Source organism: Candidatus Sulfotelmatobacter sp. (genome assembly GCA_036500765.1).
In the GTDB taxonomy this organism is placed as follows: Bacteria; Acidobacteriota; Terriglobia; order Terriglobales; family Acidobacteriaceae; genus Sulfotelmatobacter.
Window position 1 is genome coordinate 179,861 of the sequence record DASYBM010000001.1, and the last position, 22,701, is coordinate 202,561.

22 protein-coding genes are annotated in these 22,701 nt (G+C 57.5%); 13 read left to right on the forward strand and 9 right to left on the reverse strand.

Annotated elements, in window-relative coordinates; translation table 11 throughout:
• Nucleotides 1–126 precede the first annotated feature (126 nt).
• Genes VGM18_00775 through VGM18_00785 form a run of 3 tightly spaced genes read left to right on the forward strand, consistent with a single transcriptional unit; the run spans nucleotide 127 to nucleotide 3,004 of the window.
• A complete protein-coding gene (locus VGM18_00775; protein HEY3971502.1) occupies nucleotides 127–2,385 on the forward strand; it encodes an APC family permease in 2,259 nt (752 codons plus the stop codon).
• Between the two features lie 22 nt (nucleotides 2,386–2,407).
• The gene (locus tag VGM18_00780) at nucleotides 2,408–2,662 is read left to right on the forward strand and encodes a hypothetical protein (protein ID HEY3971503.1); all 255 of its coding nucleotides are present in this window, start codon (nucleotides 2,408–2,410) and stop codon (nucleotides 2,660–2,662) included.
• Between the two features lie 18 nt (nucleotides 2,663–2,680).
• Entirely contained in the window at nucleotides 2,681–3,004 is a 324-nt protein-coding gene (locus tag VGM18_00785) for a hypothetical protein (protein HEY3971504.1), read from the forward strand.
• Nucleotides 3,005–3,177: 173 nt separating this feature from the next.
• On the opposite strand, the gene VGM18_00790 is transcribed toward VGM18_00785, so the two are convergent.
• Complete coding sequence (locus VGM18_00790) at nucleotides 3,178–4,074, reverse strand: TIGR01777 family oxidoreductase (protein HEY3971505.1); 897 nt, start codon at nucleotides 4,072–4,074, stop codon at nucleotides 3,178–3,180.
• Between the two features lie 210 nt (nucleotides 4,075–4,284).
• On the opposite strand from VGM18_00790, the gene VGM18_00795 reads away from it, so the two are divergent.
• Nucleotides 4,285–6,504: a bifunctional (p)ppGpp synthetase/guanosine-3',5'-bis(diphosphate) 3'-pyrophosphohydrolase gene (locus VGM18_00795; GenBank protein ID HEY3971506.1), complete on the forward strand. Its 2,220-nt coding sequence runs from the start codon at nucleotides 4,285–4,287 to the stop codon at nucleotides 6,502–6,504.
• A 497-nt stretch (nucleotides 6,505–7,001) separates the two neighbouring features.
• Here VGM18_00795 and VGM18_00800 read toward each other — a convergent pair whose 3' ends face one another.
• Nucleotides 7,002–7,850 carry a formate/nitrite transporter family protein gene (locus VGM18_00800; protein ID HEY3971507.1) on the reverse strand — a complete coding sequence of 283 codons (849 nt, stop codon included), beginning with the start codon at nucleotides 7,848–7,850 and terminating at the stop codon, nucleotides 7,002–7,004.
• A 102-nt stretch (nucleotides 7,851–7,952) separates the two neighbouring features.
• Here VGM18_00800 and VGM18_00805 point away from each other — a divergent pair, with 102 nt between their 5' ends.
• Both VGM18_00805 and VGM18_00810 read left to right on the forward strand, forming a co-directional pair.
• Nucleotides 7,953–8,330, forward strand: a complete 378-nt coding sequence (locus VGM18_00805; protein HEY3971508.1) for a RidA family protein — start codon at nucleotides 7,953–7,955, stop codon at nucleotides 8,328–8,330.
• Nucleotides 8,331–8,366: 36 nt separating this feature from the next.
• Entirely contained in the window at nucleotides 8,367–8,834 is a 468-nt protein-coding gene (locus VGM18_00810; protein ID HEY3971509.1) for an FKBP-type peptidyl-prolyl cis-trans isomerase, read from the forward strand.
• Between the two features lie 80 nt (nucleotides 8,835–8,914).
• Here VGM18_00810 and rpmB read toward each other — a convergent pair whose 3' ends face one another.
• Entirely contained in the window at nucleotides 8,915–9,103 is a 189-nt protein-coding gene (gene rpmB / locus VGM18_00815) for a 50S ribosomal protein L28 (protein HEY3971510.1), read from the reverse strand.
• A gap of 162 nt (nucleotides 9,104–9,265) precedes the next feature.
• On the opposite strand from rpmB, the gene VGM18_00820 reads away from it, so the two are divergent.
• The 5 genes from VGM18_00820 (at nucleotide 9,266) to VGM18_00840 (ending at nucleotide 14,097) form a co-directional block, all read left to right on the forward strand.
• The gene (locus tag VGM18_00820) at nucleotides 9,266–9,706 is read left to right on the forward strand and encodes a gamma-butyrobetaine hydroxylase-like domain-containing protein (protein HEY3971511.1); all 441 of its coding nucleotides are present in this window, start codon (nucleotides 9,266–9,268) and stop codon (nucleotides 9,704–9,706) included.
• Nucleotides 9,707–9,773: 67 nt separating this feature from the next.
• Nucleotides 9,774–10,688, forward strand: coding sequence for a sigma-70 family RNA polymerase sigma factor (locus VGM18_00825; GenBank protein ID HEY3971512.1), 915 nt, complete (start codon nucleotides 9,774–9,776; stop codon nucleotides 10,686–10,688).
• A 151-nt stretch (nucleotides 10,689–10,839) separates the two neighbouring features.
• Nucleotides 10,840–12,315, forward strand: a complete 1,476-nt coding sequence (locus tag VGM18_00830) for a YCF48-related protein (protein ID HEY3971513.1) — start codon at nucleotides 10,840–10,842, stop codon at nucleotides 12,313–12,315.
• 522 nt (nucleotides 12,316–12,837) lie between these two features.
• Nucleotides 12,838–13,170 (forward strand): thioredoxin, encoded by a 333-nt coding sequence (trxA, locus tag VGM18_00835; GenBank protein ID HEY3971514.1) that lies wholly within the window; start codon nucleotides 12,838–12,840, stop codon nucleotides 13,168–13,170.
• A gap of 135 nt (nucleotides 13,171–13,305) precedes the next feature.
• Nucleotides 13,306–14,097, forward strand: a complete 792-nt coding sequence (locus tag VGM18_00840) for a hypothetical protein (GenBank protein HEY3971515.1) — start codon at nucleotides 13,306–13,308, stop codon at nucleotides 14,095–14,097.
• 5 nt (nucleotides 14,098–14,102) lie between these two features.
• On the opposite strand, the gene lexA is transcribed toward VGM18_00840, so the two are convergent.
• A complete protein-coding gene (gene lexA / locus VGM18_00845; protein HEY3971516.1) occupies nucleotides 14,103–14,723 on the reverse strand; it encodes a transcriptional repressor LexA in 621 nt (206 codons plus the stop codon).
• A gap of 253 nt (nucleotides 14,724–14,976) precedes the next feature.
• On the opposite strand from lexA, the gene msrA reads away from it, so the two are divergent.
• Together msrA and msrB are read left to right on the forward strand one after the other, a co-directional pair.
• Complete coding sequence (gene msrA / locus VGM18_00850) at nucleotides 14,977–15,648, forward strand: peptide-methionine (S)-S-oxide reductase MsrA (GenBank protein ID HEY3971517.1); 672 nt, start codon at nucleotides 14,977–14,979, stop codon at nucleotides 15,646–15,648.
• 151 nt (nucleotides 15,649–15,799) lie between these two features.
• Entirely contained in the window at nucleotides 15,800–16,327 is a 528-nt protein-coding gene (gene msrB / locus VGM18_00855) for a peptide-methionine (R)-S-oxide reductase MsrB (protein ID HEY3971518.1), read from the forward strand.
• Between the two features lie 175 nt (nucleotides 16,328–16,502).
• Here msrB and VGM18_00860 read toward each other — a convergent pair whose 3' ends face one another.
• From VGM18_00860 to VGM18_00880, 5 genes are all read right to left on the reverse strand, one after another.
• Nucleotides 16,503–17,066 carry an ORF6N domain-containing protein gene (locus tag VGM18_00860; protein ID HEY3971519.1) on the reverse strand — a complete coding sequence of 188 codons (564 nt, stop codon included), beginning with the start codon at nucleotides 17,064–17,066 and terminating at the stop codon, nucleotides 16,503–16,505.
• Nucleotides 17,067–17,347: 281 nt separating this feature from the next.
• Complete coding sequence (locus VGM18_00865; protein HEY3971520.1) at nucleotides 17,348–18,184, reverse strand: hypothetical protein; 837 nt, start codon at nucleotides 18,182–18,184, stop codon at nucleotides 17,348–17,350.
• A gap of 147 nt (nucleotides 18,185–18,331) precedes the next feature.
• Complete coding sequence (locus tag VGM18_00870; GenBank protein ID HEY3971521.1) at nucleotides 18,332–19,108, reverse strand: hypothetical protein; 777 nt, start codon at nucleotides 19,106–19,108, stop codon at nucleotides 18,332–18,334.
• Between the two features lie 78 nt (nucleotides 19,109–19,186).
• Entirely contained in the window at nucleotides 19,187–20,368 is a 1,182-nt protein-coding gene (locus VGM18_00875; protein ID HEY3971522.1) for a hypothetical protein, read from the reverse strand.
• A 219-nt stretch (nucleotides 20,369–20,587) separates the two neighbouring features.
• The gene (locus VGM18_00880; protein ID HEY3971523.1) at nucleotides 20,588–22,618 is read right to left on the reverse strand and encodes a M13 family metallopeptidase; all 2,031 of its coding nucleotides are present in this window, start codon (nucleotides 22,616–22,618) and stop codon (nucleotides 20,588–20,590) included.
• Nucleotides 22,619–22,701 lie beyond the last annotated feature (83 nt).

The following is a 22,701-nucleotide window of genomic DNA, read 5'->3' on the forward strand; positions in this document are numbered from 1 at the left end:
TCGAAAACATTGCTAGTTTGAAACGGAATTCGGATTCATCGCTCGGCTGCTCGAAATCGCAACCCGCCGCTCCCTGTGCTATCTTCATTGAGTTCGTTTGTAAACGTTTCCGCCACTCATTGAAGCATGGCCACGTCCCCCGGGGGTACAAAACCGGTAGTCAAGGTCTTCGTCGCCACTTCGGTGATGCTGACCTTCATCTCGTTCTGGCGCGCCTCCGCCATCGTTTTGTCGGATCTCGCTTCGTCGGCGTATTACGCCGGAGGCGACGCCGAGAAAGTCATCGGCAAGAGCGCTCCCTGGTTCATCCTGGCGGTCATGCTGTTCAGCTATGCCGTTCGGGCGCTCTACATCGAATCCAGCAGCATGTTCGTACGGGGCGGCGTTTACCGCGTGGTCAAAGAGGCGATGGGGGGAACGCTCGCCAAGTTCTCGGTCTCGGCCCTGCTCTTCGACTACGTTCTTACCGGTCCTATCAGCGCTGTCGTGGCAGGCCAGTATCTCGCCGGATTCATCGAAGATCTCGCCCGTTCCATGGGCCATCCTATCGCTCACTTTCCGGAAAACACTTTCGCCGCCTGCTTCGGGGCGGTGGTGGCAATCTATTTTTGGCGGAAAAATACGCAGGGCATTCACGAGTCGAGCCAGAAGGCCGTGCAGATAATGATCATCACAACAGTCATGGTTGTGATCTTGATCATCTGGTGTACCATCACCGTGCTGAAGGTTCCGGTACAGCTCCCGCCAAGCCCCTTCACTCCGGGAGTTGTTCCGCTGAACAAGGAGTCACTGGGCTGGCTCGATAATACCTGGATCACCCATCTGAGATCGGGATCGGCGCTGCTCACATTCCTGATTGTTTTTGTCGGGTTTGGCCATTCTGTGCTGGCCATGAGCGGTGAGGAGACTCTGGCGCAAGTCAACCGCGAGATCGCCCATCCCAAGCTGAAGAATTTGGAGAAGACTGGCCTGGTAATTTTTGTCTATAGCCTGCTCTTCACCTCACTAGTATCCTTCTTCGCCGTGATGATCATCCCCGACAATATTCGTCACGAATATTTCGGAAACTTGATTGGAGGGATTTCGGTATTCCTGGTTGGCCCGGAGTGGGCCAAGCTCATTTTCCATGGTTTTGTGGTACTCGTCGGCGTCCTGATTTTGGCGGGGGCGCAGAACACATCCATCGTGGGGGCAAACGGAGTTCTGAACCGCGTGTCGGAAGACGGCGTCCTCACCTCCGCCTTTCAGAAACCGCATCCCCGGTTTGGCACGAGCTACCGCATCATCAACATGATTGTCGGCCTGCAATTGTTGACCATCATCTTGACGCGCGGAAACGTCTTCACTCTGGCCGGTCTTTACGCCTTCGGCGTGATTTGGAGCTTTGCCATGATGTCGCTGGCGGTCCTCGTGCTCCGTCATAAGGAACCCGGAGGCCGGCTGTGGAAGGTACCGGGAAACTTTCACATCGGCCAGCGCGAAATACCGGTGGGAGTCATCCTCGTTTCCGCCGTGTTGTTCACCACCGCGATCGTGAACCTGTTGACCAAGCGTGAGGCGACGATTGGAGGCGTGGCATTTAGCGCTCTGTTCTTTGTTCTTTTCACCTATTCCGAGCGGCGCGTAGCCCGCGAACGCCAGGGAAAGCCGGAGAGTGTCGACCAGTTCCGTGTCTACGGCAATCAGGAACTGGGAAGCGGAGCGATGGGAGTGCGGCCGGGCAACGTCCTGGTCGCGGTGCGCGACCCGCGCAATCTGTACTATTTGCGTCACGTACTCAGCCATACCAATACAGCCAAGCAGGACGTCGTCGTTATGAGTGCACGCCTGTATCATCGCGAGCACACGTTTGGCAGCAGCACGGTGATGGAGGCGAGCCAGGTGTTCGACCACTACGAGCAGGAGTTGTTTACTGCGGCTGTCGCCGTTGCCGAGAAAGAAGGCAAACCCATTTCGCTGTTGGTGGTGCCCGCCACCGATGTGTTCGAGGCCATCATGGTGACGGCGCAGCGACTCGATTCCAGCCGTGTGATTTGCGGGCTTTCCAACAAGCTCACCGCCGATGAGCAAGCCAAACTCACCGGCGATGCCTGGGAGCGCCTGCCGGAGCCGCGGCCGCGGCTTACGTTGGAAGTGTGCGCGCCCGACGGAAGCGTTCGCGAATATTCGTTGGGACCGCACACTCCGCGCATGCGTCCGCAGGATGTCGACCTGATGCACCAGCTCTGGCTCAACATCACCGCCGACCCGAAATTTGCCGGCGCGCATCACTATCACATCGTGGCTTTGGCGCTGGAAGAATTGCAGCGGGAGTTAAGCACCGAGCAGCGGGCACAACTTCTGCAAAAGCTGCACGACGAAATGAACCGTTCAAGCCAGAATTAGACTGCCTCCGAAAGGAGATCTTATGGCGCGTATTCCCGGCGCTCCGCGCAATCAGGGCGGCCTGCTTCGGCGGCTGTTTGTGAGCATCGTCTACTGGTCGACTAAACGCAGACTGGGCCGCGTCATCATGCCCATCCGGGTGACCGCGCATCATGCCAAAATCTTCTGGGGATATATCCAGATGGAGCAGTCGCAGATGGGCAGCAGGCTGGTCGACCATAAGCTGAAGGGACTGGCCGAGCTGCGTGTCGCAACGCTGGTCGGATGCCCGTTTTGAATCGACATCGGTTCTGCCGTGAGCAGAGCGAGCGGCATCTCGACTGAACAAATTGCGAATCTGAACAACTATCGGACAGATTTCAATTTCTCGGACCTGGAGAAATTAGTTCTGGAGTATGCCGATGGTATGACTCAAGTTCCAGTGGAAGTTTCCGAGGCCCTGTTTGCCCGATTGCGCGAGCAATTCGGCGATGCGCAGTTGGTGGAACTCACATCGGCGATCGCGTGGGAGAACTATCGCGCGCGCTTTTCGCACGCTCTTGGAATTGAGGGAGAGAATTTTGCCGAGGGCGCGGTCTGCGCGCTGCCCGTACGAACAGCAAACGCAGCGTCACCGTAGCGCCGGAGTCCCGCCGGCTGTCGCGAGAGCATCTTGCTCTCGCAGCCGGGAGCGCACGGAGTTGAGGTCTTGCCTCGAATCGCTGGGAATCAACAGACATTCTGAAACGGGTATGGGTGTGCGGGCGGGACGCCTGCACGACAGCCGCCGGGACGGCGGCGCTACAGTAAAAGTTAGCGTCGGAGGATGTTTTCGAGTGAAGCCCGCAGGTCGCTGAAGCGGAACGGATATCCGCCGCCTACCAGTTGCGCCGGTTCAACACGCTGGCTGCCTAAGAGAACGGTCTCGCCCATTTCTCCGAAGGCCAACTTCACCACCAACGCGGGGACGGGAAAGATCGCGGGGCGCGAGAGCACGCTGGCCAGAGTCTTCGTGAATTCTGCGTTCGTCACCGGCCTGGGCGCAACCATGTTGACCGGGCCTTGCAGCAGATCGCTTTTCAGGATGTGATGAATCGCGCCGATCATATCCTGAATGTCGATCCAACTCATCCACTGGCGCCCGCTTCCGATCGTGCCGCCTACGCCGATCTTGAAGGGCGTCAGCATCTTCCCCAGCGCGCCGCCTTTGGGGCTGAGTACGACGCCGGTACGCATCTGAACCGTCCGAATGCCGGCCTGGACAGCAGCTTTTGTCGCCGCTTCCCACTCACCGCAAACGTCCGCAAGGAAACCGCTGCCGGGGTCGCTCTGCTCGTTCAGTACCTCGTTCCCCCGATCGCCATAGTACCCGATCGCCGAACTGCAAACGAATACCTCTGGCTTGTCTTTGGCGTGCGCGAGTGCCTGAGCCAAAGCGGTCGTACCCACGACGCGGCTGTCGCGGATCTTCCTTTTCTTTTTCTCGGTCCATCGTCCGACGATACTTTCGCCGGCGAGGTGAATGACGGCATCGAAGCCAGAGACCGATTCCGGAGCAATCGGCTTCGCCGGATCCCACGAGATCTGATCGTCGCCAATCGCGGCCCCGCGCACGAGCCGGGTGATTTCGTATCCGCGTGTTTTGAGAGTGGGAAGAAGTGCGTCACCGATTAGTCCAGAAACACCGCTGACAAGAATTCGAGAGATCATAATTGAACGCGTTTTCACTCTAGCAGTTTGCGCACTCATGCTCCAAACCTGTGACGAATTCGAAGAGTTCGAAAAGCCAGAAATGCAAATTCGGCTTTGGCAAGGATGAAAGGCAGCGGACAGGAGTATCCGCTCCACACTTGCCAGCTCTCCTCTCGCGCTCTCGTCCATCCCTGGGCGCGTTTGCGCTCTCGCGGGCTATAATCCTACATGGCGACCTTGCGCCAACAGATCGCGACCACGACTCTCACGCTCACCAAGTTCCGCGACTTGATGAAGCACATGCAGGAGAGTCGCCCGCAAGACGATCTCACCATCGTCAAGAAAGCCTACGATTATTCCCTGAAACATCACGAAGGCCAGACCCGCGCCTCGGGGGAGCCTTATCTCGTTCATCCTCTGGAAGTCGCGCTGGTGCTCGCTGAAATGAAGATGGACCCGGTGGCGGTTGCCGCCGGTCTGTTGCACGACTCGGTCGAAGACACGTCGGTCACCATTGGCGATATCCGCACCGAATTCGGGGAGCAGGTCGCTCACATCGTCGAGGGCGTCACCAAGATCAGCAAGATCGATTTCGCTACGCGCGAGGAACAGCAAGCCGAAAACCTGCGCAAGATGATGCTCGCGATGGTCGATGACATCCGCGTGGTGCTCATTAAGTTGGCCGACCGGCTGCACAACATGCGGACGCTCGAACATCTTCAGCCCGAGCGCCAGCACAAGATCGCCGAAGAGACGTTGGAAATCTATGCTCCCATTGCGCATCGCCTGGGCATGGGAAAAATTCGCGGCGAACTGGAAGACCTGGGATTCCGCTTTCTCGATCCGCTGGGTTACGAGCAGGTGGAAAAATCGGTCAACGCGCGGCGCAAACAGGGTGAAGTTTTTCTTGCGAAGATGCAGCAGGTTATTTCCGACAAGCTGAAAGAAGCCGGCATCCAGGCCCGCGTGGAAAGCCGCATCAAGCGCCTCTACAGCATTCACAAGAAACTGCAAAAGCAGCACATCGGCGTCGACCAGGTCTACGACTTGTTCGCCATGCGGGTCATTACACGCTCGTTGCAGGATTGTTACGCGGTGCTCGGCATCATTCACAACCTCTGGCGGCCAGTGCCGGGGCGCATCAAGGATTTCATCGCCATGCCGCGGCCGAATTTCTATCAATCGCTGCACACCTCGGTGATCACCGAAGACGGCACGCCGTTTGAAATTCAGATTCGCACCGAAGAAATGCACAAGATGGCGGAGGAAGGCATCGCCGCCCACTGGAAATATAAAGACGGCCCGGTTTCGGCGCAGGATGAACAGCGACTCGCGTGGCTGCGGCAGGTGGTCGAGTGGCAGCGCGACGTCAGCGATCCCAACGAATTTTTGTCGACGCTCAAGGTCGATCTTTATCCGGAAGAGGTTTATACCTTCACGCCGAAGGGCAAAGTCGTGGTGCTGCCGCGCGATGCCACGCCGGTCGATTTTGCCTACAGCGTTCACACCGAGGTCGGACACACGTGCATCGGCGCCAAGGTGAATGGACGCATGGTGCCGCTGCGCCACAAGTTGCATTCCGGAGATATCGTCGAAATTCTGACGCAGGCTGGGCACAAGCCCAGCCGCGACTGGCTGGGACTGGTCAAGTCATCGCGCTCGCGGAACAAGATCAAGCACTGGCTGAACGTTCATCAGCGCGAGCGCGCGATCGAAATCGGACGCAAGCTGATCGAGAAAGAAGCGCGCAAGTACCGCATCGCGTTCAAAGAAATTAAAGACGAAGACCTGTTGAAAGTTGCGGGAGCATATGGCTTGGGCAAGGTCGACGATCTGATGTCGGGAATCGGCTACGGAAAATTTTCCGCGCGGCAGGTGCTGGCACGTTTACTTCCCGCCGGCGCGACCCACTCCATCGCCGGCGATATTGAGTCTGAAGGCTTGACCTCGCAGCCCGGCGCGATCGCCAGCGTTGTGCGCCGCGTCTTCGGCGATCACAATGCGATCACTGTGCGCGGCCAGGGCGACATGATGGTCTATCGCGCACGCTGTTGCAATCCCATTCGTGGAGAAAGCATTGTCGGCTACATCACGCGCGGCAAGGGCGTAGCCGTGCATTCGATTCAGTGTCCGAACGTGACCAACCTGATGTACGAACCGGAGCGCAAGATCGATGTCGAATGGGCGCGCGATGACAGCGCCCCGACGGCTTATCCCGTGAAGTTGACTGTGTTCTGCGACGACCGCTTCGGTATGCTAAAGAGCATCACTGGAGTGATTGGCGACGCCAAGAGCAATATCAAAAACATCACTGCACACACATCGAACAGCCAGGCCAGTGTGGAAGTCGTTCTCGACATCGCCGACCTGAAACATTTAGAGGCGATCATCGCGGGGCTGCGCAAAATTGCAGGCGTGCATGAAGTGCAGAGACTGCAGAAGATTTAGTTTCGGGACAGGATCCTCACGCCGGGACCGCGCGGCCGAGAGCAGGCCTTAATGTTCCCGCAGGAACACAATGTCATGGCAGTAAGGGGCATACGATTGCGTCATGACAGCTAAGGCCCAGAAAACAAGGGGGAAACTGGGATAGGAAGGCGGGCGGGTTGGCCCAAGCCTTTCATTTGGATGAGCCCGGTGTGCGGTGAGGATCAACGAGGGCTGAGTTTTCGTTCCGAGGGCGGGTGGCGTAGCACCATTGGCGGAGGCAGCATCGTACCCGCCCTTCGCAAAGTGCGCGAAGGACGGGGTACCCACTGTAATGATGGTATCGGCGAGATCGAAGGCTGGGCCACCGCCCATTGGTGCTGTGGGAGATCCCTCGGCCCGCTGGTTAAAACGCGGGTCCTTCGGGATGACGCGGTGTGGTGTGTGGACATCCCCCACTCAAGCCAACCCCGGGATTGAGTGGGCCACCGGCCGTTGAGCCGTCCTTACTGATCGGCTTATCCTTCCTTCCCTCCGGCGACCTGGGCGTGGCCTAAGGCTGCGACCAGAGAGAATCCTCCGATGACGTTGCCCAACAAGACTGGCAGGAAGAAATGGGTGAAGTACGTCGAGAGCGACATAGCATTTGTCGCGACCAGAAAAAACAACGTCGTCGAGCCCGCGATGATGTGGTTGAAGCCGCTGAGTCCGACGAGATAAGTGATGATGATGATAATGCTCACCCGGGCGGATTCGGCGCCCGGCAGCAGCCACACCATCAGCGCAATTAGCCAGCCGGCGAAAATAGCGCGCAGCAGGGTCGTACCGAAGCCAGCGTTGAGATGAGCCGTCCCAATCTCCGTCAAACACTGCTGCGTGTGAGCATCGAACATGGAGAATTTTCCGAGGCACAGTGCGAACAGGAAAGTGCCCACCAGGTTGGCCGTGAGCACAACCGCCCATAAGCGAAGCATGCGCAGGAAAGTATCCCAATCCTTGCGCGTCAGTAGAGGCAGCACTACCGTCAGCGTGTTTTCAGTAAACAACTGCTGCCGCCCGAGGATGACAATGAGAAAACCTATCGAATATCCCAGGCGCGTGATCAGAGGCCGCCAGGGCTGATCGGGCAGGCGAGCGGCGAGCATCCCTTCCGCGATAAAAGAAAAACCCATCGACAGTCCCGCCGCGAAAGCCGACCACGCCAACGCCGAGGTGGTGCGATGCAGCTCTTCTTCACCCTCACGTCGAATGGTTTCGTAAACTACGTTCGCGCCAATGGCCAGGCGCTCCTCGACCTGTTTCTTCTCGGCTCGAGTCGAGATAGTCCACTGCTCAGGAGCCGGATCCGCTTTCGCCTGCTTTTTCATGGCTGTGTTCAGTTGCCGGATCGGGATGTTCCGTTGCCGAGAAAAGGCTGAGCGATTCAGGCCGCCGTGGTAGATTAAGCTTTGGAATCGCGACGGAGACTTATGCGCGAAGTTATCTCCACCAAAGACGCTCCCCAAGCCATCGGCCCTTATTCGCAGGCGATCAAAGCGAACGGATTCGTTTTCGTCTCTGGCCAGGTCGCGATTGATCCGGCGTCGCAGCAAGTCATCGAGGGTGACGTGACGGCGCAGACGGACCGGGTGTTGCGCAATCTATCGGAGATTTTAGAGGCCGCCGGCAGCGGCCTGGGAAAAGTCGTGCGCTCGACTGTCTTCTTGAAAAATATGAGCGAGTTCGCCGCCATGAATGCGGTCTACGGGAAGTATTTCAGTTCGGCGCCGCCCGCCCGTTCTACCGTCGAAGTGGCGCGCCTGCCCAAGGATGTATTGGTGGAGATCGACGTAATCGCGCTGGAATAATGCCGGATCAGTTTTTATTTTGCTAAAGGAGCACGGATGACGAAGAGCATTATCGTAACTTTAATTGCGATCGTGGCTGTCGCCGGCCTCATCGCCCAGACCGCCACCAAGAAGGCGGCACCAGCGCGCCCCAACACGAATGCTCCCACCAAGGTCACTGGAGATGGGGTCAAAACCGCAGACGGACTGCAATATTGGGACATTAAAGTTGGTACCGGCGCTGTCGCTAAGACCGGCGACCATGTGAAAGTTCACTACACCGGATGGCTCACTACGGGCAAGAAGTTCGACAGCTCCGTCGACGCCAATCAACCCTTCGACTTTACTCTTGGCCAGGGCGAAGTCATCAAAGGCTGGGACGAGGGCGTCGCGGGAATGAAAGTGGGTGGAAAGCGGCAACTGCGCATCCCTCCGGAGTTGGCATACGGCGAGGCCGGCCAGGCACCGGTAATCCCGCAGAAGGCCACGCTGATCTTCGACGTGCAGTTGTTGGGCGTGAAATGAAATTCTTAACCACGAGGACACAGGGGCACACAGAGGATCGAAAGACCTCTGTGAACTCTGTGTTTTCTGTGGTTAAGACGTTAAGCCTTGACGACTTTGCCGCTGCGCAGGCAGGACGTACAGACGCGCATGCGCTTGCCCTGGCCCGCGACTTTGGCGTGCACCGGACGCAGGTTGACGTTCCAGCGCCGCTTGGTGACGTTGTGGGCGTGACTGATGCGGTTCCCCGCTTGCGGCTTCTTGCCGCAGATATCGCATTGTTGTGCCATGACGACTCCCAAATGATTCAGATCTTGTAGGGCAAACATAAATTTTACAGGAAGTTAGGCGGGTTCGGCAATGCCTCCCCAAGAAACCTGGTTCAACGGCTCGGGCCACGAAACTCTGAATTTTGACCGCAGCCTGCGATGGTTTTTGACCATCTGGTAGCAATGCCTGTGGTCTTGAGAGCTCCTAGCCTGTGCGATACTTGTTGCATGCAGTCCCCGCTTCAAGCCGCCACTGCGGCCACCGATCCCAGGTCGGTAAAGGTGAATCTGACTTCCGGGACGGGCGTTGACATCGAGTGGAACGATGGGCACGTCTCGCACTACAGCTTCGTTTACCTGCGCGATGCCTGCCCGTGCGCCATGTGCGAGGACGAGCGCGGCAAGACTGGGCGCCGGCCGGGCGAGCCTGCTGCCGCTTCCCCGGGCGCGCTGCCCATGTTCAAGCCTCATGCCAAGCCGCTGTCGGCTGAGGGTGTGGGCAAGTACGCCATCAAGTTCTCCTGGAACGATAATCACGACCTCGGCCTGTACTCATGGAAATTCCTGCGCGAAGTCTGCCCGTGCGCCGATTGTCGAGCGGCGCGAACGATAGGCTCTGGCTAACGACGGCAGGCCGCGACATTTGTTCGACAATTCGTGTTAACCAGATTTGCCCGACAAAATGAGTTCGATGAAACCGATCTCCGCCGTGCAATCCGTAGTAAGCGAGCTGGTGTCGGATCTGCATGCTAGGAGCGGTTGCGAGAAAGTCGGACTGAGCCGCGAAGTTTTCGCCGCGATCCTGTGCGAGATCGGCGCGAAACATGCCACGCCTGCGACCACCGAAGTGGAAATTCGCACCTTTTTGCTGAGCCTGCGCGTTGAAGAACTCGCCCTTGCCCGGGCCTGCGCCGCCGGAAATAATTCCGCCTGGGAGATTTTTCTTACGCGCTTTCGCGAAAAGCTCTATCTCTCGGCTCTGCGCGTCGCGCGCGAAGATTCCGCCGCCCGCGAACTCGCCGACACCCTCTACGCCGACCTTTACGGCACCAGCACGCGCGACGGCCAGCGGGTTTGCAAGCTCGCTTCTTATACCGGCCGGGGATCGCTCGAGGGCTGGCTGCGCACCGTCGTTGCCCAGGAATACGTCAATCGCTACCGTCGTACCAAGCGCCTGGTGAGCCTCGACGAGGAATCCGAAGAAGGCGTCCAATATCGCGCTCCCGTGCCTGAACCGGCTCCATCGGGCGACCCGCGGCTGGCGCAAGCTACCGATGAGGCTCTCGCTTCCCTGTCCGGCGAAGACCGCACGGTTATGAGTGCGTATTATCTGGATGGCCGCACTTTGGCCGAGATTGCTCGCATGCTGGGCGTGCACGAGTCGACCATCAGCCGCAAACTCGACAAGGTGGCTAAGTCGCTGCGTAAGCAGATTGTCGCCGCTCTGCTGCGAAGCGGCATGTCCCGCCGCCAGGCCGAAGAAGCGCTGGAGGTGGATGTCCGCGATCTCCAGGTGGATATTCGCCGCAGCCTCGCGCAAGAAAGGCCTTCTCCCGCGTTCTCCGATAAGAGAGTAGAAGCCAGAGTTCGCGAGGGCCCAGGGTAGTCGCGCCGTGATTGAAGGGTTGGATCGGGGCATGTTTTCACGCATGCCCAGGTTCGCTGAACCAGGTTCGCCGAACCAAGTTCGCCGAATAGAATGTGCCTTCCGGCGCTGGATTCGAGCTGGAAGCCAGGAGCTAGTAGCTGGAAGCTGTATGCAAAACGTCCCAAAAATCGTACGCGAGCGGCTGCGGTCGACAACGCCTGCCGTCAATCATCCTGACGCGGATGCGCTGACGGCATTCGCGGAGCAGGCGCTTCCCGACTCGGAGCGGGATATCGTTCTCGATCACCTCGCCCGCTGCGGGGATTGTCGCGACATCGTAGCGCTGGCCCTGCCCACTGCGGAGCCAGTCCAAGCCACTGTTCGCCCGTCGCCGTCGCGCAGCGGATGGCTGACTTGGCCAGGTCTTCGCTGGGGATTTGTGGCGGCAGGAATCGTTGGCATTGCGTCCTTTGGCGTTCTGCAATATCAGGGCCGCTTCCGGGCAGCGCCCATGGCCTCAAAACAACCAGGAGCGTTTAAAGTAGCTTCCAACGAACCGCAGAAGCAGCCACTGGCTCCATTCGTCGCCTCGGCCCCAGCGGAAAAAACTCCGCCGAAAACACCTTCCCCGGAAGAAGCAGAAAAACTCCACGATCCTGTAGCGCCTGCTTTCATTGATTCGGTCAATAAGAATAGCAACCTCGACGACAGCGGTAGAGTGTCTCGCGCGCAGATGCCGCTTCCCCACGGACCAGCACCGGCAAATAATCAGGTGTCCGGTAATCAATGGCAGCAGAACAGCATCCAGAATCAAGCCACGCCTCCGCCGCCTCTTCCCTACACGAAGCAGCAGTATGATGCCTCCGCCCGGTCCTCAAATCAGAAAGTTGCCGCATCGTCGCAGGCGGTGCAGGTATCGGGCGAGGCGCCCTTGATTGCCACGGAAACTGCGAGTTTGGGCGCACTGCAGTCGTCAGGTGCGGATGAATCGAGCGTTGCGAGGGCAAAGCCGCCCATGGCCACTGAGGCCGCAAATGGCGCTCCGACGGCCGCAGCGCCGGAAGCAACGGCGCAGCCGAATCCAGCTTCTGCGGACCAGAACTCCGCCATGAACGCGCGGAATTTCACACAGCTGATCGCCGTGTCGCCGGGTGCCTCGCCTAGTCTGATGCCGCTGTGGACTATTAATTCCGCTGGAGCTCTGCAGCGTTCCTTCGACCAGGGCAAGACCTGGCAGATAGTCGATGTCAACGCAAATCTCGCTTCTTTGGCTTATACGAATGCGACAAGCCTCACCGTTGTCGCCGCCGAGCCTTCCCGCGCGAAAGTGGAGCGCAAGAACGACGATAGCAAGAAAGACAAAGACGCGGACAAGTCTTTGAAGCGGCAAGTTGCGATTCCCGTATTTCGCGCCGTCGCGGCTGTTGGATCGGAAGTCTGGGCGGGTGGTTCGTCGGGGCTGCTTTATCATTCGGTCGATGGAGGCAACCACTGGGCCCGCATCGTTCCTGTTTTTGCCGGAACCAGCCTCAGTGGGGATATACTCGGCTTGGAATTCCCCGATCCACAGCACGGAAAGCTCTCAACATCCACGGCTGAGGTATGGATTACTAGCGATGACGGCCAAACCTGGCGTAAACAATAGTCCGCGAAAATGCTTCCCATCATTCCTTCAGGTCATTTCTTCGCGTCGATGATCGTCACAAGTCGGACCAGCTACGGTCCTCAGATCGCAAATTAGCTCTCCGCTAAGCTGGTTACCAAGGTGACGTTTACAGAAAATTGAGGGAATTCTAATATCCATTTCGTGGTTTGGCAGTTCTGGGGGAGGGCTGCCCTGCCGAGCGTCTTGGACTGAAAAGTCTAGGACGCTTTTTCTTTTCCTCCAGATTCCAGCCCGGCTTCTACACTGACCCGCAGTCAGGCTGTTCCAGAAGCCTTCATCAAGCCTTTATTCCAGCCGCGAGAGCGCCCTCTGCGGGCCAACCCGTCCGCCCAGCGATTGAGAGGAAGGGTCTTGCGACTTTCGCATCCCACCCGACATCCAATAGCGGTGTTACGATAGATTGTTCGGCTCCCTTACGGGAAGCACTTATATCGATCGCCCGGCAGCGCAGCCCGATGGAGCGTCCGCCGACAGCGCGACGCTACAACGAGGAGAAAGAAAATGGCAGGTAACGGAATCGTCGAAGTGACCGATGCAAACTTCGACCAGGATGTTTTGAAATCGGACAAGCCCGTTCTGGTAGACTTCTGGGCAACCTGGTGCGGCCCTTGCCGCGCTATTGCCCCCATCGTCGAGGAACTGGCCACCGAGTATCAGGGCAAAGTCAAGATCGGCAAGATGGACGTCGACTCCAACAGCTCCACCCCCATGCGCTACAAGGTCACTGGCATCCCGACCTTGCTGGTGTTTAAGGGCGGCCAAGTGGTCGAGCAGATCGTCGGCTACAAGCCGAAGGACGCCATCGCGCAGGCCTTGAATAAGCACATCGGCTAAAGCAGCTGTCAGCTATCAGCTATCAGTGAAACGCCCGGGATTTGGTCCCGGGCGTTTTTTATGTAGCAACAACGGCGGCCAGTGTCCGTAAATGGATAAAATCAACTAATATCAGGTGGAAATGACGACGCTGACATGCGCCACGCGCTGTTATCGGTAATACTCTTAGGAACATTTATTCTGGTCGCCGCGGCTCAGGACTCAGTCACGGTCACCAGCGACCCGCGGGACTTCTCACGCCCAATTTCGACAGTCATCAACCAAATTCGGCAACGCGAAAAGGTTTCGATTACTTACGAGGATCCCCGCTACGCAAACGCTGCGGAGATTGAGGATGTAACGGCACAAGTTGCGAAAGGTTCCGAACTCGAGAAGCGGTACGGACCTCGGATTCTTGTACCCAAGGGACATCCGCTTACGTTCGTGTATAGCCCAGCGGACATGCACAACCCCGACGGTGCAAAGGCCACAGTCGAAAGATTGCTACAGGAATACGCCTCCCTTGGCGGGCCTGCTTTCGCGGTGATCGGGGACAATGCGCGCCTGCATGTGGTGCCCGATGAGATTTTGAATTCTTCGGGCACCCGTGTGCAGCAAGGCAGCGTCCTAGATTCCCTGATCACCATTCCGGCCGCCCGCCGCGATGGTGGAGAACTCCTTCAGGCAATTTGCGATGAAATCAAGAAACAGAGCGGCTACGACGTTGGAATCGGCCCCAGCGCCCCTGATAATTACTTGGCTCAGTACACTACAAGCGAAGGCATCACGAACAAGACCGCGCGGGAAGCTCTCCAAGATCTCCTGGATCGGGCGACCCCGCCATCCACTTTTGTCTGGGATCTTTACTTTGATCCCGCTGACAGTGGATACGGCCTGAATTTTGCTTACGTAGGCCCAGCAGCGGGACCGGTACCGATGGCAAAGTAGGACATTCAATACTTCCGCAGCACTCCAATCACGCGCCCCTGCACATCGACCGATGCGGCCGGAACAATGATCGGCTTCATGTTTACGTTCGACGGCTGCAGGCGGATGGTCTCTCCCTCCCGGTAAAACCGTTTCAGCGTGGCATCGCTCTGATCCACCAGAGCGACGACGATGTCTCCGTTGTGCGCGGTGCGTGCTTTTTCGACCAGCACGTAGTCGCCATCGAGAATGGCTTCGTCCTGCATGGAATCGCCGCGAACCTCGAGAACAAAAACTTCTTTCGAACGCACGAAGTCGGCCAGCGAAATCGTTTCATTATTCTGCACTGCTTCGATCGGTTGACCGGCGGCGATGCGCCCCACGAGCGGCAACACGACGGCCGTGTTCACGCTCATCGCCTGCTTCAGCCTTCCCTTCGGAGGCAACAGGTCGATCGAGCGACTGCGGTTGTAGTCGCGCGTCAGCAGTCCTTTTTTTTCCAGGTTCGTGACATGCTTATGCACGGTCGCCAGCGAAGTCAGCTCCAACCCTTTGCCGATTTCTTCGAAGGACGGAGAGTATTGATGCTCCGCTACAAAGCGCGAAATAAAGTCATACACTTCCCGCTGCCTGCGTGTAATGGCCATGCCGCCCATTATTGGCGAACAGAAGGCGAAAAGCAACAGGAAAATTAAGAATAAGCTCGGGCGGGTCGGCAATACCCTGAGTAAACGGCCATGCCCATGTGGAAAAGGCCGCCTTCGGCCATCCGGCGGCGGTGACGCATTGGGCCGCCAGCGCCACCTCCGCTGTGAAACTTTTCCGCCGCCCGCAAGTCCAATCTGGCAGCCCCGATTTCTTGTTAAACACGAATTTCGTACTACAAGGTGAGGAAATAAAATGCCATCGATATCTCGCTTCGCCCTGATTCTCTTCGCAGCGCTTCTCAGCGCCACCGCTTGCAACGCCAAGGCCAACCCGGCAGCGGCTTTCCCAACGCCTTTGCAGGACGCGCCCCGCGCCGCCGTCGCGGGCCAACAGACAGCCGTCGTTTCCGGCGGATGTTTCTGGGGCATCCAGGCGGTCTTCCAGCACGTCAAGGGCGTGATCAGCGCGACCTCCGGCTACTCCGGAGGATCGGCCAAAACTGCCGAATACGAAATCGTGAGCACCGGCGAAACCGGCCACGCCGAGTCGGTGCAGATCGTTTACGATCCATCGCAGATCACTTATGGCGAGCTTCTGCGCGTCTTCTTCTCAGTTGCGCACGACCCAACCGAACTCAATCGCCAGGGTCCTGACGAAGGCACGCAATATCGCTCGTCGATTTTTTATGCCAACGACGAGCAGAAGCGCATCGCCGAGGCTTACATCACTCAACTCGATAGCGCAAAAGTTTTCCCGCGCCCCATCGTGACCAAGGTTGCGCCGCTCGATGCCTTCTACCCAGCCGAGGCCTATCATCAGAATTACGCGGCGTTGCATCCCAATCAGCCCTACATCATGTTCAACGATGCGCCTAAGGTCGCTCATCTGCGCGAGCAGTTCCCAAGTCTCTACACTGGGAAGTAGACGAGAGGTGATGACCGTGTTCAATTCGGATCAAAATCGCGAGAAAAACGCGGGAGCAGAAACGACTGAGGTGGGATCTGCCTCTCCATCGGAGCAAAGCTCGGCAGTGTCGTCTCCCAATATTCAGCGTCGCGTATTTCTCGCAACGTCCGTGGCAACGCTCGCTGGCTTGGCCCTGTGGCAATGGAGAAAGCCAGGCCTCCTGGAGGCAGCGCCCGTAGACGGCGGCGAATCGAAGGAAGTAACAGTTGTTCTTTTCTCTGATGACGGCGAGCGCCTGAAGCAGGTCCACATTCCGAAAGTGGTGAAGACTGAAGCCGAATGGCGCAAGCAACTTTCGGATAATGCGTTCGATATCACGCGTCATGGCGATACCGAAATCGCATTCTCCGGCAAGTACTGGAATTTCCACGACAAAGGCCTGTACCGCTGCATTTGCTGCGATAACGCGCTATACAGTTCCGCCACGAAATTCGAATCGGGCACAGGATGGCCCAGTTTCTGGGCGCCGATCGCGGCTGAAAATGTCACGGAAATCCGCGACACAACTTATGGCATGACCCGCACCGCGATCGCCTGCACCGAATGCGACGCTCACCTCGGCCACGTCTTCGACGACGGCCCCGAACCCACTCACCTCCGCTACTGCATGAATTCCGCATCGCTTCGTTTCGTGTAGCAGACGTAGCGCCTGCCGCATGCTGCAGTTTCGTGAGAGCACATTCTGAACCGCAGTGCGGGGGCATTCATTAGCCCAGGACGTAAGTCCCGGCTACGCGCGGTGGCGAAAAACAAGCCCCCTCCGGAAGGACGACACAATTACGCCAACTATAAGTTCATGGGAAGGTTTTGCCCTATCTCTTGGGCGATTTGCGCTGAGGTTTTGCGGTCCGCGATGGCAGCTCAAAGCCGATGCGGCGATGGCCGGCTGGCAGCGGAGCGATGAGTTCGTGAATGGCGTCCACCAGATCCTGAATTTCAGCATCGTGGATGTCCAGGCGCACTTCCAGTTCCGAGAGCTTCGACATCACATGCTGATTCACGACCAAAGCTTGACGCATTTGTACAAATGCGCGCACTACGAAAATGCTGGTTTCGATAGCACGTTTCGAGTTTAAAACCGTCGCGGCCATCACGGCTCCGTGTTCGGTAAAGGCATTCGGCAGGTAGCGCCGACCGCCCCGACCAGGGTTTGAGGTCACAATTTGTGACCTCAAACTTTCATGCTCCGCTCGGGTCAAGATAAAGAGAAAATCCGCAGGAAAGCGGTCGCGATTGCGCTTCACCTGCTGATTGAGATGTTTGACCGGAACGCCGTAGAGTTCGGCCAGATCCGTATCGAGTATGACTTTCTGATTGCGCAGAACCAGGATCTTCGATCCGGCTCGTTTGGCGAGAATGATTGCAGTTTTGTTCATCACAGGAACACCGATTTTGAGGTCACAAATTGTGACCTCAAAAGATGGCGCACCACGGATCATAGCAAAGGGCCAGCCAATGGGCAGCCTAAGAATGTCAAGTTCTAATACCGTTATGCCGAAATAGGAATCCGAAAAGTGCAGCGAATACTATCTAAGGTTTTCGGTATTTTCCCATTCGGATGACAATGGGAAGGTGTTAGTTACTCGCTAGAAGCTGGAATCTGGAACACGAAGGATGCCCCGATGGGAGACTCGACTTACGTCCCGAAGTTAAAAGGTCAGGCCCCGGTCACGAAGAAGTTTTCGTCGGGCTTGGCCCTAAGTTTGACCGGGGCCACGCTGGCGGTAACGTCTTGGACGAATTCGCGACGGCGCTCGGGCCCCTTGCGCTCGATTACGCGCACGCGTCGGGCGGGCATGTTGCTGGGTTCGAGACTGACAATACGGCCGTCACGGACTACGATCTGCGAACGGAACCAGTCGGTGCGAAACATGCGGCCGGCGGCGTAGAACGTCATCGAGGCGGCGATGGGACCTTCAAATTCCAGACCTGTGCAAGCTAATATCCGCCGGCCCATTTCGTGTTGCCAGGTGAGACCACCAACCAGAGGATCGTTGAGGCGAACGCGCTCGAAGGGCGTGGCGTGCGAGAGCTTTCGCAACTGCAAAAGCTGAAGCAGGACCGAAGTTTTCGCCAGATTGGTGACGAGGAGGCGTGTTTCCGTAGAAGACACACGCTCCATCTTGATGTGCAAGTCGGGAGACCACTCGCGCTCGAATTCTTCGCGGGCCAGAGCCAGGCCTTTGTCGGTAGCCTCAACGTAGCGCAGGGTGGCCCGCGCCAGATTACGCTGAATAGCGTGGTCACGATCGTAGCGATGATCGGGATGTAGCTGATCAACGTAGTGAATGGGATGCGATACGAGTTCATCAACTGCATGTGCATGGATGCGTGTGGCTCCTGCCGACGCGGTCTCGAGAACGAGTAACGATGCTGCTGAGTCTAACGGCGACGGAGCGGGCGTTCCAGAATACGGTTGGACAGGGTGTGGTAACCGGAAGGGGCCAGGGGCTTTGGTAACCGCGACCGCTGGTATTTGGAGCGGCCAAGCCAATAAGGGCGGTTAATCGCGAATTCGCAACGAATGGCGTAAACAGACAATGCCATGGCTAATGCGGCCGTGAGGAGCAACTCGGCTATCCGGGGCCCCGCTTGGTTCTCCCGACAGGCTGGAACAGCAATGCAGTCGAACGAGGAATCTCTACTCCAACACATTGTCATCGAGCTTCTTCTTGCCCCAGTCGGCGGCGGCTTGTACGAAGGCCAGAACGATTGGGTGAGGCTTTTGTTCCGTGGATGACAACTGGGGTTGGAATAGCGTAGCCAGATAGAAACGGTGCGTAGGAGATTCGATGGCGCGGATCTCGCCTTGCGCGCCACGCGCGACGACGGGAAAGCCCGCCTCCATGGCCGCCCATTCGAAGTCGGGATTGATTTCGAAGTTGCAGAAGAATTCTTCCTTCGCAGATTCTTTGTCTTTGCCGTAGAAAGATTGCAGATACGAGCCGGGACGCAACCGAATCTCGGGAACCGCGCCGGAAAGCGTGGGAGCATCGCCTTTCCGACCCGGCACAGCGCAGGCCACCGGATAAATGATGATATTCTTCGAGCCGGAGTTGTTTTCCGCGCTGTCGGCGTCTGGGATGTTGAGGATGTTGCGGGCGAATTCGATGAAGGCGTACTGGAATCCCCCGCAGGTTCCGAGGAATGGCCAATCACGGCGGCGGGCGAACTCGATGCCGTTCAGCATCCCGTCGAAGCTCTTGTAAGGGCTGCCAGGCGAGGCCCAAAGGCCGTCGAACCCTTCCAGCGCCTTCTCGGTAGTCGCGCCAGTCAATGACGGAGTAGGAATCCACTCGGATTCGACCTGCATGTTTAGTTTTCGGGCGGCGTGCTGCAAGGCGTCATTAGTGGCATGGTGCGAGCGAAAATCGGCGTTAAAGTCCCCCAAAATCCCGATGCGGACGGCGTCGCTCACTCGTTGATTGTACTAGAGGGAAGCAGCAGGCTCGGGACATGCGGGTTAGAAGCGTGGTGCTGTAGCGTGCCGTGCAAACTAAAACACGCTCTTAATTCTCAAGAAAAAGTAGAGGCCGAGCAACGCGAGGGCGGGGCCTCCCCAGATCATCAGCAGGCATTTCCAGCCCAATGAGCGGGCGACCTCTTTCTGGCTGCGCCACGAGATGAGAAAGGTTTCGCTGTTCGTCCCTTTCATCAACACCACAGGCGGTCTCAGGTCGAAACCATTTGCTTGCCCTGCCACGCCACCGTTTGAGCCGTTGCCGTTGCCTTCCGGCGCGGCTGGCGCAGGATTGTTCACAACCTGTACACCAGCACTGGAGCGCACTCCCACAGCGGCCCACCCCGCCGAATTAGAGATTCCTGCTCTGAGCAACGCGGCAGCGATCTTTTGTTGCTGAGACATGTCTGAAGCTTTTGCCGGCGTCTGTTCCGAAGAAAGCCGAACTACTTCAAGAGGCGACTCGGATTGCAACGCGATCGGTTCGGAGGCGGAGCCGATATGGCGATCGGAGTCGCTGCTTCCCATGAAAAACGAAATTGACTTCTGCGGCAGCGCGAATCCATGACTGGAAATATGGACGGTCTCCATGTCGGGGATCGGTTGCGCGCCAACCTCGAGGCCCGGGTTTTCGGCCAGTGTGCCCAGGATGAAGAACGAGTTCTTGGGCTTGATGCAATACTCTTCCACTTTGATTTTGTTGTTTGTCGAAATGCCGTGGCGTGCCAGGAAACTGCGCACGTTGCCGGGCGCCGCATCTTTGGTAGTGAAGAATGAATCGCAGAATTCCTGTTCAAAATCGCGGTGCAGGTCGAGATCGGCGCCGCGCGGGTCGATCAGAACGCGGCCGGTATTGTCGTCGACGAAAAATGGCAGATGCATACAATCGGCGGCAATCTTAACCCAGGCTTTGTTCTTGCCCTGCTGCTTCCACTCCCAGACGACAGTGCGAAAGTAGTAGCATTGGCGCTCGGTGATGGGCGCAATCATGGTGTACGGACCCACCGCCTGTCCGCTAATTTCGACCAGGCCCATCGCGGCGCCGCGAATGTTCGAGAAAGGAGTGTCGAGAATCAGGCGACGGCGCTCGAGCAGGCGGAACCCTTGAAAGAAAAGCGCGATGCCGGCGATGAAGCCGATCACGCAGAAGATCAGCAACGTCGCCGGGTCAGACGAGCGATGAGTCGACAGACGATGAATCAGGATTGCAACAATCACTGGCCGGTCCGGGGGCCATCTACAACACACTTCCCCGTGAATGAGGCTAGCGAAAGGAGAATCGGCTCGACAGCAGAAAACGGCTCAGGCTGCTTACGTTGGTAATGCGGAGGTATCGGGTGAACTCAATATATCTCAGTAAAAATGCGTCGCCGGAGAAACAAGACCCTTCAGCGGGCTCGGGAAGGCTTATCGGGAAGCAGGCGGACGCCGGCGCTACTACCAGACGTCGCAGCGCTTGGCCTCGGGCCGCACCATGGGCGCGTCCGCTTTGCAGCTCCATGCTTTCTGGAATTCCGGAAGATTCGAAAGCGGACCGATCACGCGATACTTCGCGATCGGGTGCGGATCGCCCTGCACCATTAGTCGCTGCGCTTCGGGGCGGATTTCGTCGCCGCGGAACTGGCCCCAAGCAATGAAGAATTGCTGTTCGGGAGTGAAGCCGTCGATGTCGGCGGGACGCGGTTTACCCCGGAGCGATTTCTGGTACGCGAGGTAGGCGATCTTCGCTCCACCGAGGTCTCCAATGCTTTCGCCGAGAACGAGCTTCCCATTGTGATGGATGTCTTTCTCGATGTAGTAATTGTCGAACTGATTGACCACGCAAGCGGCGCGGGTTTGAAAGTCTTTCAGATCGGCATCGGTCCACCAGTTGCGCAACCGACCGAGGTAATCGAACTGCGCCCCCTGATCGTCGAAACCGTGGGAAATTTCGTGGCCGATGACCACGCCGATAGCACCATAGTTCACTGCGTCTACAGCCTTCATATCAAAAGCGGGCGGCTGAAGAATTCCCGCGGGGAAAACAATTTCATTCAGCAACGGATTGTAGTAAGCATCTGAAGTGGGCGGAGTGAGGCCCCAGCGCTCGCGGTCCACGGTTTTGCCGATTTGCGCTCGGTCGTCTTCTTCCACAAATTTTCTGCCGGCGATCATGTCTTCGAAATACGCATCGCGCCGGATGACGACATGGCTATAATCCTTCCACTTGTCGGGATATCCGATCTTGGGATTAAAGGTGGCGATCTTCGCCATCGCTTTTTCTTTTGTGTCGTCGCTCATCCACGGGCGGCTGAGAATATCGTCACGCATGGCCGCGAGGAGATTGCGCACCATCTCCTGCATGCGGGTTTTGGCCTCGGGCGGAAAATATTTCTCGACATACTTCTTGCCCAATGCTTCGCCGAATAGTTGATCGGTCGATTCCGCGCAACGCTTCCATCGCGGCTTCATTTCGGTTGTGCCGGCAAGATATCTTCCGTGGAAGGCGAAGTCTTCTTCGACGAAGGGCTCAGAGAGATGGCTGGCGACCGAATCCAGCAGTTGCCACTTTAAATACACTTTCCAGTCAGCCAGCGGAGTTTGCTGCATCTGGCGATCCACTTCCTGCATAAACTTCGGCTGGTCGACATTCATGTCTACGTCGGTGGGAATCTGCTTGTGTTTGAAATATGCGGTCCAGTCGACGTGCGGAGCCAGGGCTTGCAGCTGGACGAACGTGGTGTTGTGATCGGTCGCTGAGGGATCGCGCAGCGCGACGTTGTCGAGTGACGCTTCGGCGAACTTTGTCTCCATCGCCATAACGACCTGTGCGGCAGCCGCTGCGGACTTCTGGTCCCACCCCGCCAGCTTGAACATCGCCGCGACGTGCTCGACATATTTTCCGCGAGCCTCTTTGAAGCGCGGCTCGCTTTTCAGATAGTAATCGCGATCGGGCAGTCCGAGGCCGCCGGCGCCAAGATCGGCCAACACCAATGAAGGTTTATGGGGATCCTGCGAACTGCCGAAGCCGAACGGAACGTTCACAACAATGTCGTGCAATTCGACCATTGCCTGTTGAATGGCCGCTGAATCCGTGGCGGCGTCGATTTTCGCAAACCGCGATTTGATTGGTTCCATCCCGCGCGCATTTACCCGCGATGCGTCCATGCACGCGCCATAGTAGTCGCCAATGATCTGGTCGGCGCTACCCTGCGACGCATTCTTTTCGGCGGAGGCAGCTTCGAGAATTTCTCGCAGCTTGTCTTTCGAGGATTCTCCCGCCTGCCAGCGTTTGCTCCAGCGCGTCATGGAAGCAGGGATCGGATTGTTCGCGCGCCACGTGCCGTTGGCGAATGCGAAGAAATCGTCGCACGGTTCGACCTTGCGGTCGAGATCGGTGGGGTCGATGCCATGGAGCGAACTGCTCTGCGAAAACAGGATGGACATGGACGAAGACATGAAAATCAACAGGAATAATGAAGAATACATCCGAAGCTCTCTCAAACCCATGGGCTCCTCTTCCTGGCAGACTAAGAAACCTGGCACGACCCCGAACACCAGAAAACGACGGC

What these genes read in the sequence shown, in the direction of transcription:
- msrA (HEY3971517.1), top strand. Translation starts at nt 14,977, where the DNA reads ATGCCATCGATATCTCGCTTCGCCCTGATTCTCTTCGCAGCGCTTCTC.
- VGM18_00800 (HEY3971507.1), bottom strand. Translation starts at nt 7,850, where the DNA reads ATGAAAAAGCAGGCGAAAGCGGATCCGGCTCCTGAGCAGTGGACTATC.
- lexA (HEY3971516.1), bottom strand. Translation starts at nt 14,723, where the DNA reads ATGGCCATTACACGCAGGCAGCGGGAAGTGTATGACTTTATTTCGCGC.
- VGM18_00830 (HEY3971513.1), top strand. Translation starts at nt 10,840, where the DNA reads ATGCAAAACGTCCCAAAAATCGTACGCGAGCGGCTGCGGTCGACAACG.
- VGM18_00860 (HEY3971519.1), bottom strand. Translation starts at nt 17,066, where the DNA reads ATGAACAAAACTGCAATCATTCTCGCCAAACGAGCCGGATCGAAGATC.
- trxA (HEY3971514.1), top strand. Translation starts at nt 12,838, where the DNA reads ATGGCAGGTAACGGAATCGTCGAAGTGACCGATGCAAACTTCGACCAG.
- VGM18_00810 (HEY3971509.1), top strand. Translation starts at nt 8,367, where the DNA reads ATGACGAAGAGCATTATCGTAACTTTAATTGCGATCGTGGCTGTCGCC.
- rpmB (HEY3971510.1), bottom strand. Translation starts at nt 9,103, where the DNA reads ATGGCACAACAATGCGATATCTGCGGCAAGAAGCCGCAAGCGGGGAAC.
- VGM18_00795 (HEY3971506.1), top strand. Translation starts at nt 4,285, where the DNA reads ATGGCGACCTTGCGCCAACAGATCGCGACCACGACTCTCACGCTCACC.
- VGM18_00840 (HEY3971515.1), top strand. Translation starts at nt 13,306, where the DNA reads ATGCGCCACGCGCTGTTATCGGTAATACTCTTAGGAACATTTATTCTG.
- VGM18_00775 (HEY3971502.1), top strand. Translation starts at nt 127, where the DNA reads ATGGCCACGTCCCCCGGGGGTACAAAACCGGTAGTCAAGGTCTTCGTC.
- VGM18_00805 (HEY3971508.1), top strand. Translation starts at nt 7,953, where the DNA reads ATGCGCGAAGTTATCTCCACCAAAGACGCTCCCCAAGCCATCGGCCCT.
- VGM18_00780 (HEY3971503.1), top strand. Translation starts at nt 2,408, where the DNA reads ATGGCGCGTATTCCCGGCGCTCCGCGCAATCAGGGCGGCCTGCTTCGG.
- VGM18_00825 (HEY3971512.1), top strand. Translation starts at nt 9,774, where the DNA reads ATGAAACCGATCTCCGCCGTGCAATCCGTAGTAAGCGAGCTGGTGTCG.
- VGM18_00820 (HEY3971511.1), top strand. Translation starts at nt 9,266, where the DNA reads ATGCCTGTGGTCTTGAGAGCTCCTAGCCTGTGCGATACTTGTTGCATG.
- VGM18_00790 (HEY3971505.1), bottom strand. Translation starts at nt 4,074, where the DNA reads ATGATCTCTCGAATTCTTGTCAGCGGTGTTTCTGGACTAATCGGTGAC.
- VGM18_00880 (HEY3971523.1), bottom strand. Translation starts at nt 22,618, where the DNA reads ATGTATTCTTCATTATTCCTGTTGATTTTCATGTCTTCGTCCATGTCC.